This window comes from Rhizobacter sp. P2_D12 (genome assembly GCF_056404395.1).
On the sequence record NZ_JBFUEB010000015.1, the window covers coordinates 1 to 12308 of the forward strand.

12 protein-coding genes are annotated in these 12308 nt (G+C 70.1%); 7 read left to right on the top strand and 5 right to left on the bottom strand.

The features are described 5' to 3' along the window. The 6 genes from AC1DYN_RS07025 to AC1DYN_RS07050 all read left to right on the top strand — a co-directional run. Nucleotides 1-300: winged helix-turn-helix domain-containing protein (locus AC1DYN_RS07025; RefSeq protein ID WP_477958408.1), on the top strand; the 300-nt coding region annotated here is incomplete at its 5' end. Between the two features lies 1 nt (nt 301). Beyond that, complete coding sequence (creC, locus tag AC1DYN_RS07030; protein ID WP_477958481.1) at nt 302-1732, top strand: two-component system sensor histidine kinase CreC; 1431 nt, start codon at nt 302-304, stop codon at nt 1730-1732. A 115-nt stretch (nt 1733-1847) separates the two neighbouring features. After that, the gene (locus tag AC1DYN_RS07035; RefSeq protein WP_477958409.1) at nt 1848-3914 is read left to right on the top strand and encodes a VIT and vWA domain-containing protein; all 2067 of its coding nucleotides are present in this window, start codon (nt 1848-1850) and stop codon (nt 3912-3914) included. Nucleotides 3915-3923: 9 nt separating this feature from the next. Continuing rightward, complete coding sequence (gene xrtQ / locus AC1DYN_RS07040) at nt 3924-4763, top strand: exosortase Q (RefSeq protein WP_477958410.1); 840 nt, start codon at nt 3924-3926, stop codon at nt 4761-4763. Further along, nucleotides 4747-5283 (top strand): hypothetical protein, encoded by a 537-nt coding sequence (locus AC1DYN_RS07045; protein ID WP_477958411.1) that lies wholly within the window; start codon nt 4747-4749, stop codon nt 5281-5283. Before xrtQ ends, AC1DYN_RS07045 begins: the two co-directional genes overlap by 17 nt. 11 nt (nt 5284-5294) lie before the next feature. Continuing rightward, entirely contained in the window at nt 5295-6545 is a 1251-nt protein-coding gene (locus AC1DYN_RS07050) for a biosynthetic peptidoglycan transglycosylase (RefSeq protein WP_477958412.1), read from the top strand. On the opposite strand, the gene AC1DYN_RS07055 is transcribed toward AC1DYN_RS07050, so the two are convergent. Next, nucleotides 6496-7287, bottom strand: a complete 792-nt coding sequence (locus AC1DYN_RS07055) for a Rossmann-fold NAD(P)-binding domain-containing protein (protein ID WP_477958413.1) — start codon at nt 7285-7287, stop codon at nt 6496-6498. The two genes, AC1DYN_RS07050 and AC1DYN_RS07055, sit on opposite strands and share 50 nt — an antisense overlap. Nucleotides 7288-7348: 61 nt before the next feature. Here AC1DYN_RS07055 and AC1DYN_RS07060 point away from each other — a divergent pair, with 61 nt between their 5' ends. Then, nucleotides 7349-7906 (top strand): DUF3617 domain-containing protein, encoded by a 558-nt coding sequence (locus AC1DYN_RS07060; protein ID WP_477958414.1) that lies wholly within the window; start codon nt 7349-7351, stop codon nt 7904-7906. A 54-nt stretch (nt 7907-7960) separates the two neighbouring features. Here AC1DYN_RS07060 and AC1DYN_RS07065 read toward each other — a convergent pair whose 3' ends face one another. From AC1DYN_RS07065 to atpA, 4 genes are read right to left on the bottom strand one after another with little or no spacing between them, the layout of a single operon-like run. Beyond that, a complete protein-coding gene (locus tag AC1DYN_RS07065) occupies nt 7961-8377 on the bottom strand; it encodes a F0F1 ATP synthase subunit epsilon (protein WP_477958415.1) in 417 nt (138 codons plus the stop codon). A 14-nt stretch (nt 8378-8391) separates the two neighbouring features. Continuing rightward, nucleotides 8392-9792 (bottom strand): F0F1 ATP synthase subunit beta, encoded by a 1401-nt coding sequence (gene atpD / locus AC1DYN_RS07070; RefSeq protein WP_477958416.1) that lies wholly within the window; start codon nt 9790-9792, stop codon nt 8392-8394. A 27-nt stretch (nt 9793-9819) separates the two neighbouring features. Then, entirely contained in the window at nt 9820-10689 is an 870-nt protein-coding gene (gene atpG / locus AC1DYN_RS07075) for a F0F1 ATP synthase subunit gamma (protein ID WP_477958417.1), read from the bottom strand. A gap of 24 nt (nt 10690-10713) precedes the next feature. After that, a complete protein-coding gene (gene atpA / locus AC1DYN_RS07080; protein ID WP_477958418.1) occupies nt 10714-12267 on the bottom strand; it encodes a F0F1 ATP synthase subunit alpha in 1554 nt (517 codons plus the stop codon). Nucleotides 12268-12308: the final 41 nt, after the last annotated feature.

Consider the following 12308-nt stretch of genomic DNA (forward strand, 5'->3'; position numbering starts at 1 on the left):
ATCGATGACGGCCGGCGGCAGATCCGCTTCTATGGCCAGTTGCTGGAGCTGTCGCGCTACGAGTACGGCCTGCTGAAGACGCTGGTGTCGCGGCCGGGCCATGTGTTCTCGCGCGACACGCTGCTCGAGCGCGTGTGGGACGACGCCACCGAGAGCCTGGACCGCACCGTCGATGCGCACGTGAAGACGCTGCGCGCGAAGATGAAGCTCGTCGCGCCGGGGCTGGAGCCGATCAAGACGCACCGCGGCACCGGCTACGCGCTGGCCGAGGACCTGCCGGCCAGCAAGCCGGAGAGCTGACATCTCGAAGCGAACCCGGATCTTCGTCGGCATCCTGCTCGCCTACGCCTTCGGTGTCGGCGTGCTGATGTACCGCCTGCTCGGCGACATCGACCCGCGCTACCGCGAGTCGGCCGAGGAGTCGCTGGTCGAGACCGCGCACCTGATCGCCGCGACGCTGGAGGCGTCGTCGAGCGACGGCACGCTGCGCGCCCAGACGCTGGCGCCGGTGTTCGAGTCGCTGTATGCGCGGCGCTTCAAGGCCGACATCTTCGGCTTCGAGAAGACGCGCGTCGAGCTGCGGCTGATCGTCACCGACCGCGTCGGCAAGGTGGTGTTCGACTCGACGCAGCGCCACCTCGGCGAGGACTATGCGCAGTGGCACGACGTCTGGCGCGCGCTGCAGGGCGAGTACGGCGCGCGCACCACGCCCGACATCGACAACGACAACCGCACCGCGGTGATGTACGTGGCCGCGCCGGTGCGCGCGCGCAACGGGATCATCGGCGCCGTCAGCGTCGGCAAGCCGGTGCAGAGCTTCGGCCAGTTCGTCGACGCGGCGCGGCGCAAGACGCTGCTGGTCGGCGCGACCTCGGTGGTGGCGGTGCTGCTGCTGGTGGTGATCGTCTCGGTGTGGCTGGTGCGGCCGTTCGGGCTGATCGCCGACTACGTGCGCTACGTGCGCGCGCAGCGCAGCTTCAGCCTGCCGCGGCTCGGTCGGCGCGCGCTGGGCGCGATCGGCGCGGCCTACGACGAGATGCGCGATGCGCTGGCCGGGCGCAACTACGTGGCCGACTACGTGCAGACGCTGACGCACGAGGTGAAGAGCCCGCTGTCGGCGATCCGCGGCGCGGCCGAGCTGCTGCAGGAGCCGATGCCGGACGCCGACCGCGCGCGCTTCGTCGCCAATATCGCGCGCGAGACGCACCGCATCCAGGAGCTGGTCGACCGCATGATGGAGCTGACGGCGCTCGAATCGCGGCGCAGCCTGGAGCGGCGCGCGCCGGTGGCGCTGCGGCCGCTGATGAACGAGCTGGCAGCCAGCGCGCAGGGCGCGGCGGCGGCGCGCAAGCAGGCCATCGTCGTCGAGGACGGGCCGGATGCGAGCGTCGACGGCGATGCCTTCCTGCTGCAGCGGGCGCTGTCGAACCTGCTCGACAACGCGCTCGATTTCTCGCCGGACGGCGGCACGGTGCGGTTGTCGCTGCGGCCGAACCGCCGCACGGTGGACCTGTGCGTGCACGACGACGGCCCCGGCATTCCGGACTACGCCGAGTCGAAGGTGTTCGAGAAGTTCTATTCGCTCGCGCGGCCGCATTCGCGCAAGAAGAGCACCGGGCTGGGCCTGGCTTTCGTCAGCGAGATCGCCGAGTTGCACGAGGGGCGCATCACGCTGAAGAACGCCGCGGCCGGCGGCGCGATCGCCACCCTCTCGCTGCCGTTGAACGCGTAGCCCGGCTTCACGCGCACTTCACACAGCAGCGCGTCAGCCTTCGAACCCGCTTCGCATGCGGGCCCGATTCTCCGGTCCACGCGCCCGCCCCGTGGCGCGCCCAGGAGAACACCCCATGCCCCCGCTGCGCCGCGTCCCGTTCCACCCGCTGCGTCCTCTCACCCACGTCGGTCGCGTGCTGTTGTGCATCGCGCTGTCGCTGTTCGCCGCGATCCTCACGCTGGCCTGGTCGCCGGCCCGCGCCGACGACTCCGAGGCCCCGAAGGCCGAGAGCCCCTACTTCTTCATCGACAGCGACGACCCCGGCACCGACCGCCTGCCGCTCAAGTCGACCCAGGTCGACGTGCGCATCAGCGGCGTGATCGCCGACGTCAGCGTCACCCAGCACTACCGCAACGAAGGCCAGCGCCCGATCGAGGCGCGCTACGTGTTCCCCGGCTCGACGCAGGCCGCCGTGTACGGCATGACCGTGCGCCTGGGCAACCGGCTGCTGACCGCACGCATCCGCGAGAAGCAGCAGGCGCGCATCGAGTACGACGCCGCGAAGCGCGAGGGCAAGACCAGCGCGCTGCTCGAACAGCATCGGCCCAACGTGTTCGAGATGAACGTCGCCAACATCCTGCCCGGCGACGACGTCGCGGTGGAGCTGCGCTACACCGAGCTGCTGGTGCCGACCGACGCGCAATACGGCTTCGTCTTCCCCACCGTCGTCGGGCCGCGCTACAACAGCCCGAGCGGCGCCGCGGCGCGCGAGACCTGGGCTGCCACGCCCTACCTGCGCGCCGGCGTCGAACCGAAGAGCGCGTTCGACCTGAAGCTGCGCGTCGACGCGCCGGTCGCGGTGAAGGACCTGGCCTCGCCGTCGCACGACATCCGCGTGCAGGGCGCCGACACCGCCCACGCGATGGTCACGCTGGCCGAGACCACCCGGCCCTCGAACAACCGCGACTTTCTGCTGAACTACCGCCTGGCCGGCGACCGCATCGAATCGGGCCTGATGCTCTACCGCGGCGACGACAGCAGCGGCGGCGAGAACTTCTTCCTCGCGATGGTCGAGCCGCCGAAGGCCGTGCCGCTGCAGCAGATCAATCCGCGCGACTACATCTTCGTCGTCGACATCTCGGGCTCGATGCGCGGCTACCCGCTGGACACCGCCAAGGTGCTGCTGCAGAACCTGATCGGCAGCCTGCGCCCGAGCGACACCTTCAACGTGATGCTGTTCTCCGGCAGCAACCGCATGCTGTCGCCGGAATCCGTGCCGGCCACGCGCGCCAACATCGAGCGCGCGCTGCAGACGCTGCAATCCACCACCGGCGGCGGCAGCACCGAGATCGTGCCGGCCTTGAAGCGCATCGCGGCGCTGACCAAGGCCGACGACGTCTCGCGCAGCGTGATCGTCGTGACCGACGGCTACGTCACCGTCGAGTCCGAGGTGTTCCAGCTGGTGCGCCGCAACCTGAACCAGTCGAACGTGTTCGCGTTCGGCATCGGCAGCAGCGTCAACCGCAACCTGATCGAAGGCATCGCGCGCGCCGGCCAGGGCGAAGCTTTCATCGTCACCAAGCCGGCCGAGGCTGCGGCCCAGGCCGAGCGGCTGCGCCGCCTGATCGATGCGCCGGTGCTGACGCAGGTGAAGGCGCGCTTCGAGGGCCTGGACGTGTACGACGTCGAACCGGCACAGCTGCCCGACGTGCTGGGCGGCCGACCGGTGCTGTTGCATGGCAAGTGGCGCGCCCAAGCTGGCGTGCCGGCGGCCGGCAAGCTGGTGCTGGAAGGCCGCGCGGCCGACGGCCCGTGGCGCCAGGAGCTGCTGGTCGCCGGGCATGAAGAGCAGGCCTCTGCCGCCCTGCGCCACCTGTGGGCGCGCCGGCGCATCGCGATGCTGGGCGACCAGGAGGCGCTGATGGGCGGCAATGCCGAGAAGGACGCCATCACGACGCTGGGCCTCAAGTACAGCCTGCTGACGCAGTACACCAGCTTCATCGCCGTCGACCAGGTGGTGCGCAACCCGACCCCGGAGCTCGCGCCCACCGTCGACCAGCCGTCGCCGCTGCCCGAAGGCGTGGCCGAGACGGCCCTGGGCGCCGAGGTGCCGAGCACGCCGGAGCCGGCCGCCTGGCTCGCGCTCCTGGTGGTGATCGCCGTCGCCGGCGTCGCGTTGCAGCGCCGCCGCGCGGCATGAGGCCTGCCCATGGCCACCGTGTTGTCCACCTCGCCCATCGGCCGCTGGCTGGGGCGCTTCGAGGCCATGCCGCCGGTGGCGTGGCTCGGCTTGCAGGCACTCGCGCTGTGGCCGCATGGACGCTGGGCCGCACAGCGGCTGGCCGATGGATCGGACGATCCGCTCGGGCTGGTGGCCGCCGCGGTGCTGCTGGCCTGGCTGGCCTGGCATGCCGGCGAGATGCGCGGTTCGCCGCGGCCGGCGTGGTGGATCGCGTCGGGCGTGCTGACGGCGCTGGCGACGCTGTCGCTCGCCGTCGCGCCGCCCTTGGCCGGCGCGCTGCTGGCCGTCGCGGCGTTGGCGTGCAGCTGGCGCGCGTTCGGGCCCTCGGGCCGCGCGACGCTGCCGCTCGCCGGTCTCGCAGTGCTGTCGCTGCCGGTCATCTCGTCGCTGCAGTTCTACGCCGGCTTTCCGCTGCGGCTGGTGACCGCGCAGTGCAGCACCTGGCTGCTGCAGCTGGCCGGCCTGGCGGCCGGGCGCAGCGGCACCGCGATGCAGGTCGAGGGGCGGTTGATCATCGTCGACGCGCCCTGCTCGGGCGTGCAGATGGTGTGGATGGCCTACTTCTGCGCCTGTGCGGTGGCCGCCTTCGCCGGCTTGCGCGAGCGCAGCTTCGTCCGGCGCCTGCCGTGGGTGGGCGCGGCGGTGCTGGGCGGCAACGTGCTGCGCAACACCGCGCTGGTGGCGCTGGAGGCACGCGGGCCGGTCGCCGAATGGCTGCACCAAGGCATCGGCCTGGGTGTGCTGGCGCTGGTGTGCGCCGGGGTCGTGATGCTGATGCGGGAGGCCGATGATGCTGAAGCGAAATGACCGCGACGGCCTGCGGCACAAGCTGGCGTTCGCGCTGCTGCTCATCGTCTGCGCGACGGTGCCGGCCTGGACCGCGCCGCGCGAGCGCTCGAACGACTCCGCCGCCGCCGCCGAGTGGCCGCGCGACTGGGACGGCCGCACGCTGCGCCCGCTGGCGCTCAGCCCGGTCGAGCAGCGCTTCGCCGCGCACTTCCCGGGCCGCATCGCGCGGCTGACCGACGGCACCCAGGTGCTGGTGCTGCGCGACGTGCAGGCCCCGACCCGCATGCTGCACCCGGCCGCCGACTGCTACCGCGGGCTCGGCTACCGCATCGAGAACGCGCAGCTGGAGCGCGACAACGCCGCGCGCCTGTGGCGCTGCTTCGTCGCCGAGCGCGACGGCCGGCGCACCCGCGTCTGCGAGCGCATCGTCGACGCGCAGGGCCGGGCGTTCACCGATGCGTCGAGCTGGTTCTGGGCCGCACAGCTCGGGCAGAGCACCGGGCCGTGGCAGGCCGTGACGCTGGCGAGGTCGCTGTGAGGCGCTGGGGTTTGACGCTGGGGCTCGTGCTGGCGGGACTGCTGCTCGCGGCCTTGGGCAGCGCGTTCGCCATGCTGCGGCTGCTGCGGCCGGTCGACGGCGAGTGGGCCGAGACGTTGCACCTCGGCCCGTGGCAGCGCCAGGTCAGCGTGCCGGCGCTGATCCGGCTCGCGACCCACCCGGTGATGCTGCGCGTGCTCGAGGACCGCGCGCTGCGCACGCCGTTCGGTCGCGTGCGACTCGCGGCGGACGGGCCCGACGGGTGGCGCGGCGAATGCGCGCCGTGCGCGCTGCGCGGCATCGGCGTGCCGGGCGATCCGGTGCGGCTGAAGCGCATCGGCTTCACGCTGTCGCGCGACGCCGACATGAACCTGCACGGCCGGTTCGCGCTCGGCGAAGAAGCACGCGCCGTGCGGGGCCGCTGGCGCGCGGTGCTGACACCGCAGCAGCTGCTGATCGAGGCGAGCGCGGACGACACGCCGGTCGCCGACGCCTTTGCGCTGTTCGCCGCGTCCATCCCCGAGCTGCCCCGGGCGCAGATCGACGGCCGCCTGCGCTTCGACCTGGACCTGCGGCTGCCGGCGCGCACGCTGCGCTTTCGCCCGCAGGTCGACGGCTTGCGCGTTGCCGGGCTCGGCACCGAGGTGCTGATGAATGCCGTGCCCAGCTGCGCCGGCAGCGTACCGGTGCCGGCGAGCGGTTTCGGCACCTGGCTGCCGCGCGCGGTGATCGCGGCCGAGGACCAGCGCTTCTTCGAGCACACCGGCTACGACGCCGACGAGATCGCGAGCGCGATGTCGTTCGAGCCGCAGCGCGGTGCCAGCACGCTGTCGCAGCAGGTCGCGCGCCTGGTCTACACCGGCGGGGCACACGGCCACGTGCGCAAGCTGCGCGAGCTGCTGTACGCGGTCGAGCTCGACCGCACGCTGGGCAAGGCGCGCGTGATGCACCTCTACCTGTCGCTGGTGCCGTGGGGCGAAGGCCGCTGCGGCGCGCATGCCGCGGCCTGGCACCTGCTGCACAAGCGCGCCGACCGGCTGACGCCGGCCGAGGCGGCCTGGCTCGCGAGCCTGCTGCACAACCCGGATCTCGAACTGGCGCGCTGGTCGGCCAGCGGTGCGGTCAACGGGCCGCGGCTGCGCTGGGTGATGTCGCAGCTGCGCCCGCTGCCGAAGCCGCCGGCGCGGGCGGCTGCCAACACCGCGGCCGGGGCTACAGCCGGCCCGGTGCAGCAGGCGTTGACGCTGGCGCTGGCCCGTTGAGCCACGCCCGGGCGAGGCCGGCGACGTCGTCGGTCTGCGCCGCTTGCCACACCATCTCCGGAGGCACGACGCGCGTGCCCGGTGGGCTGTGCGGCAGCTGGGCCGCGATCTGCGCGGCCAGTTGCGCCACCTTCTGCGCGCGCACCGGCCGGTCGCGCTGCGGCACCATCAGTTGCAGTTGCGACAGCATCCAATGCGCCAGCCGCTGCGCCGGGTGGGCGGCGCGCTCGTGGGCCGGGGCCTGCGCCGAGCGGATGAACACCAGGTGCTCGAAGCCGAGCGCCGCCACCGCATGCTCGTCCAGGTTGGCGAGGCCGCGCTTCAACGCATCGGGCAGGCTGGCCATCGTGTGCGGCATCACCACCAGCAGGTGGCGCACGCCGCGCGCATGCCATTGCGTGGCCAGCGTGGCCAGTTGTCCGGGCTCCGGGCGGTAGAACGAGACCTCGCGGCCGTTCGCGTGGCGCTCGCGGTCGAACACGATCACGCCGACCGCATCGTCGCCCGCCGGCAGGGCATCGCTGCCGTTCCACAGCAGGGTCTGCAGGCCGCGCAGCGCGGTGCGCGTGGGCTGCGTCACCAGCACGTTGACGGGGGCGAAGGTGCGCGCGGCCAGCAGCTGTTCGAGCAGCGCCGAGCCGAGCGGCCCGCCACCCCCGGCGACCAGCACGCGGTGCAGGCGGGCGTTCGAGCGCGGCACGGATGCATGGCCGGCGCGCAGGGCTTCATCGATCAGCGACATGGCTTGCAGTATCGCGCCCGCATGCCATCATGCGGCTCATCCCTGCCTTCAGGAGACTGCCATGCGCCCCACCCGCCTCGTGCCGCTGTCGCCCCTGTTGCTGCTGGCCTGCCTCGGCCCGGCCGTGCAGGCGCAGACCGCGCCGCCGATCAAGCCCGGTCTGTGGCAGGTGCAGAGCGAGCGCCTGGTCAACGGCCAGAAGGCGCCGGATCCGTCGCAGCGCATGAAGGACATGCCGCCCGAGGTGCGCGCCCGGCTGGAGGCCGCCATGAAGGAACGCGGCGTCGACGCCTCGATGGGTGCCGGCGGCGCGATGAAGATCTGCCTGAGCCGCGAGTCGCTCGACCAGGGCCAGTGGCAGGGCCAGCAGCAGCGCTGCAAGACCGATTTCGGCACGCGCAGCGCGAGCAGCTGGAAGTGGCATTCGGTGTGCACCGAGCCGGCCTCGGAAACCGACGGCGAGGCGATCTTCGCGACACCCGAGAGCTACAGCGTCAAGACCTCGACGACGATGGCGATCAAGGGGCAGACGCGCACCTCGCAGATGACGATCAATGCGAAGTGGCTGGGGGCGGATTGCGGCACCTTGAAGCCGGTGACGGCACCGGCCAAGCCATGAACGAAAAACCCGCCGGGCTTGCGCCGGGCGGGTTCTTGTCGGGACGGCCGACGCTTATTTCTTGCGGTACTTGCGGAGTGCGGCGATCTGGGCAGCCAGCGCCACCAGCTCGTTCTGCGCCTTCGCCAGGTCGAGGTCGCTCTTCGCGTTCTTCAGCGCTTCCTCGGCGATCTTCTTCGCCTCGGTGGCCTTGGCCTCGTCCAGGTCCTTGCCGCGGATCGCGGTGTYGGCCAGCACGGTGACCACGCCCGGCTGCACCTCGAGGATGCCGCCGGCCACGAACACGAACTCTTCCTCGCCGGTGTCGGCGCGCTGGATGCGCACCGCGCCCGGCTTGATGCGGGTGATCAGCGGCGTGTGCCGGGGCAGGATGCCCAGCTCGCCGTTCTCACCCGGCAGCGCCACGAACTTCGCCTCGCCGGAGAAGATGGCTTCCTCGGCAGAGACGACGTCGACATGCAGGGTTGCCATGCTGTTTCCTCAGGTCACTGGATGGTCTTGGCCTTGGCGATCGCTTCGTCGATCGTGCCGACCATGTAGAAGGCCTGTTCCGGCAGGCTGTCGCACTCGCCGTTGACGATCATCTTGAAGCCGCGGATCGTTTCCTTCAGCGGCACGTACTTGCCCGGCGAGCCGGTGAAGACCTCGGCCACGTGGAACGGCTGGCTCAGGAAACGCTGGATCTTGCGCGCGCGCGCCACGGCCAGCTTGTCTTCCGGCGCCAGTTCGTCCATGCCCAGGATCGCGATGATGTCGCGCAGTTCCTTGTAGCGCTGCAGCGTGCCCTGCACCTGGCGGGCCACGGTGTAGTGCTCTTCGCCGACCACGTTCGGGTCGAGCTGGCGGCTGGTCGAGTCCAGCGGGTCGACCGCGGGGTAGATGCCGAGCGACGCGATGTCGCGCGACAGCACCACGGTGGAGTCCAGGTGGGCGAAGGTGGTGGCCGGCGACGGGTCGGTCAGGTCGTCCGCAGGGACGTACACGGCCTGGATCGACGTGATCGAGCCGACCTTGGTCGACGTGATGCGCTCTTGCAGGCGGCCCATTTCCTCGGCCAGCGTCGGCTGGTAGCCCACGGCGGACGGCATGCGGCCCAGCAGTGCCGACACCTCGGTACCGGCCAGCGTGTAGCGGTAGATGTTGTCGACGAAGAACAGCACGTCGCGGCCTTCGTCGCGGAACGACTCGGCGATCGTGAGGCCGGTCAGCGCGACGCGCAGGCGGTTGCCCGGCGGCTCGTTCATCTGGCCGTAGACCATCGCGACCTTCGACTCGGGCAGGTTCTCCAGGTTCACGACGCCGGAGTCGGCCATCTCGTGATAGAAGTCGTTGCCCTCGCGGGTGCGCTCGCCGACACCGGCGAACACCGACAGGCCCGAGTGCGCCTTCGCGATGTTGTTGATCAGCTCCATCATGTTGACGGTCTTGCCGACGCCGGCGCCGCCGAACAGGCCGACCTTGCCGCCCTTGGCGAACGGGCACACCAGGTCGATCACCTTGATGCCGGTCTCGAGCAGGTCCTGCGACGGGCTCAGCTCGTCATAGGCCGGCGGCTTGCGGTGGATGGAGGCGGTCAGTTCCTGGCTGACTTCGCCGCGCTCGTCGATCGGCGCGCCCAGCACGTCCATGATGCGGCCGAGCGTCGCACGGCCCACCGGCACCGAGATCGCCTTGCCGGTGTTGCGCACGGTCAGGCCGCGGCGCAGGCCGTCGGACGAACCCAGCGCAATCGTGCGCACCACGCCGTCGCCCAGCTGCTGCTGCACTTCGAGCGTCAGGGCCGAGCCCTCCATCTTCAGCGCGTCGTAGATCTTGGGCATGGCATTGCGGGGGAACTCCACGTCCACCACCGCACCGATGCACTGAACAATCTTGCCGTCAGCCATGTTTCTTCCTTTGAATCAATTCAGGGGTCAGACCGCCGCCGCACCGGCGACGATCTCGGACAGTTCTTTGGTGATCGCCGCCTGGCGGGTCTTGTTGTAGACCAGCTTCAGCTCGCCGATGACGCTGCCGGCGTTGTCGGTGGCGGACTTCATCGCCACCATGCGCGCCGATTGCTCGGAGGCCATGTTCTCGGCCACCGCCTGGTACACCAGCGCTTCGGTGTAGCGCACCAGCAGCTCGTTGATGACCGTCGGCGCATCCGGCTCGTACAGGTAGTCCCAGCCATGGGTGCCCTTGTCGACCACCAGGCTGTCGGCCGCGAGCGGCAGCAGCTGCTGCACCACCGGCTCCTGCTTCATCGTGTTGATGAAGCGGGTGTAGCAGAGGTACACCGCCTTCAGCTTGCCTTCGGCATAGGCGTCGAACAGCACCTTGACCGGCCCGATCAGCTTGTCGAGATGCGGCTTGTCGCCCAGCTGCGTGGCCTGCGACACCACCTTGACGCCGACGCGGTTCAGGAAGCCCAGGCCCTTGTTGCCGATGGCGACCGCCTCGGACTTCAGGCCCTGCGTTTCCAGCTCGCGCAGCTTGCCGGTGACGGCGCGCAGCACGTTGGTGTTCAGGCCGCCGCACAGGCCCTTGTCGGTGGTCACGACGACGAAGCCGACCGTCTTCGCATCGTCGTTGCCGACCATGAACGGGTGCTTGTACTCGGGCGTGGCCGTCGACAGGTTGGCCGCCAGGTTGCGGATCTTCTCGGCGTACGGACGCGCATGGCGCATGCGGTCCTGCGCCTTGCGCATCTTGGAGGCGGCGACCATCTCCATGGCCTTGGTGATCTTCTTGGTGTTCTCCACCGATTTGATCTTGCCGCGTATTTCCTTGCCTGCTGCCATGACGGAGCTCCTTCTGGCGGCGGATTAGGCGAACGACTTCTTGAAGGCGGCGACGGCAGTGGACAGCTCGGCTTCGGCTTCCTTGTCCAGTTGCTTGCTGTCTTCGATCTTCTTCAGCAGCGCAGCGTGGCTCGACTTCAGGAACTGGTGCAGGCCCGACTCGAATGCCAGGATCTTCTTGACGTCGACGTCGTCCATGAAGCCCTTGTTCACCGCGAACAGCGTCGCGCCCATCAGGCTGATCGGCAGCGGCGAGTACTGGGCCTGCTTCAGCAGTTCGGTGACGCGGGCACCGCGGTCGAGCTGCTTGCGGGTGGMKTCGTCCAGGTCSGAKGCGAACTGCGCGAACGCAGCCAGCTCRCGGTACTGSGCCAGGTCGGTACGGATGCCGCCCGACTGGCCCTTGATCACCTTGGTCTGGGCGGCCGAGCCGACGCGCGACACCGAGATACCGGCGTTGATCGCGGGGCGGATGCCGGCGTTGAACAGCGAGGTCTCGAGGAAGATCTGGCCGTCGGTGATCGAGATCACGTTGGTCGGAACGAAGGCGGACACGTCGCCGGCTTGCGTCTCGATGATCGGCAGCGCGGTCAGCGAGCCGGTCTTGCCCTTGACTTCACCCTTGGTGAAGGCTTCGACGTAGTCGGCGTTGACGCGGGCAGCGCGCTCGAGCAGGCGGCTGTGCAGGTAGAACACGTCGCCCGGGTAGGCTTCGCGGCCCGGCGGGCGGCGCAGCAGCAGCGAGACCTGGCGGTACGCGACGGCCTGCTTCGACAGGTCGTCATAGACGATCAGCGCATCCTGGCCGCGGTCGCGGAAGTACTCGCCCATCGTGCAGCCCGAGTAGGCCGACACGTACTGCATCGCGGCCGATTCGGCGGCCGACGCGGCGACGACGATGGTGTAGTCCATCGCGCCGGCGGCCTCGAGCGAGCGCACCACGTTCTTGATCGACGAAGCCTTCTGGCCGATCGCGACGTAGATGCAGGTCATGTTCTGACCCTTCTGGTTGATGATCGCGTCGATCGCCACCGCGGTCTTGCCGGTCTGGCGGTCGCCGATGATCAGCTCGCGCTGGCCACGGCCGATCGGCACCATCGAGTCGATCGACTTCAGGCCGGTCTGCATCGGCTGGTCGACCGACTTGCGGGCGATCACGCCCGGGGCGATCTTCTCGATCGGCGCCGACAGCTTGGCGTTGACCGGGCCCTTGCCGTCGATCGGCTGGCCCAGCGCGTTGACGACGCGGCCGATGAGCTCGGGGCCCACCGGCACTTCCAGGATGCGGCCGGTGCACTTGACCGTGTCGCCTTCGGAGATGTGCTCGTACTCGCCCAGGATCACCGAGCCGACCGAGTCGCGCTCGAGGTTCAGCGCGAGGCCGAAGGTCGGCTGGCCGTCCTTGGCGGCCGGGAATTCGAGCATTTCGCCCTGCATCACGTCCGACAGGCCGTGGATGCGGCAGATGCCGTCGGTCACCGAGACCACGGTGCCCTGGTTGCGGATGTCGGTCGAACCGGCCAGGCCCTCGATGCGGCTCTTGATCAGTTCGGAAATTTCAGCGGGATTCAGTTGCATTGCTTTCTCCGGTCCGCGGCACGCTGGCCTGCAGGTTGGAA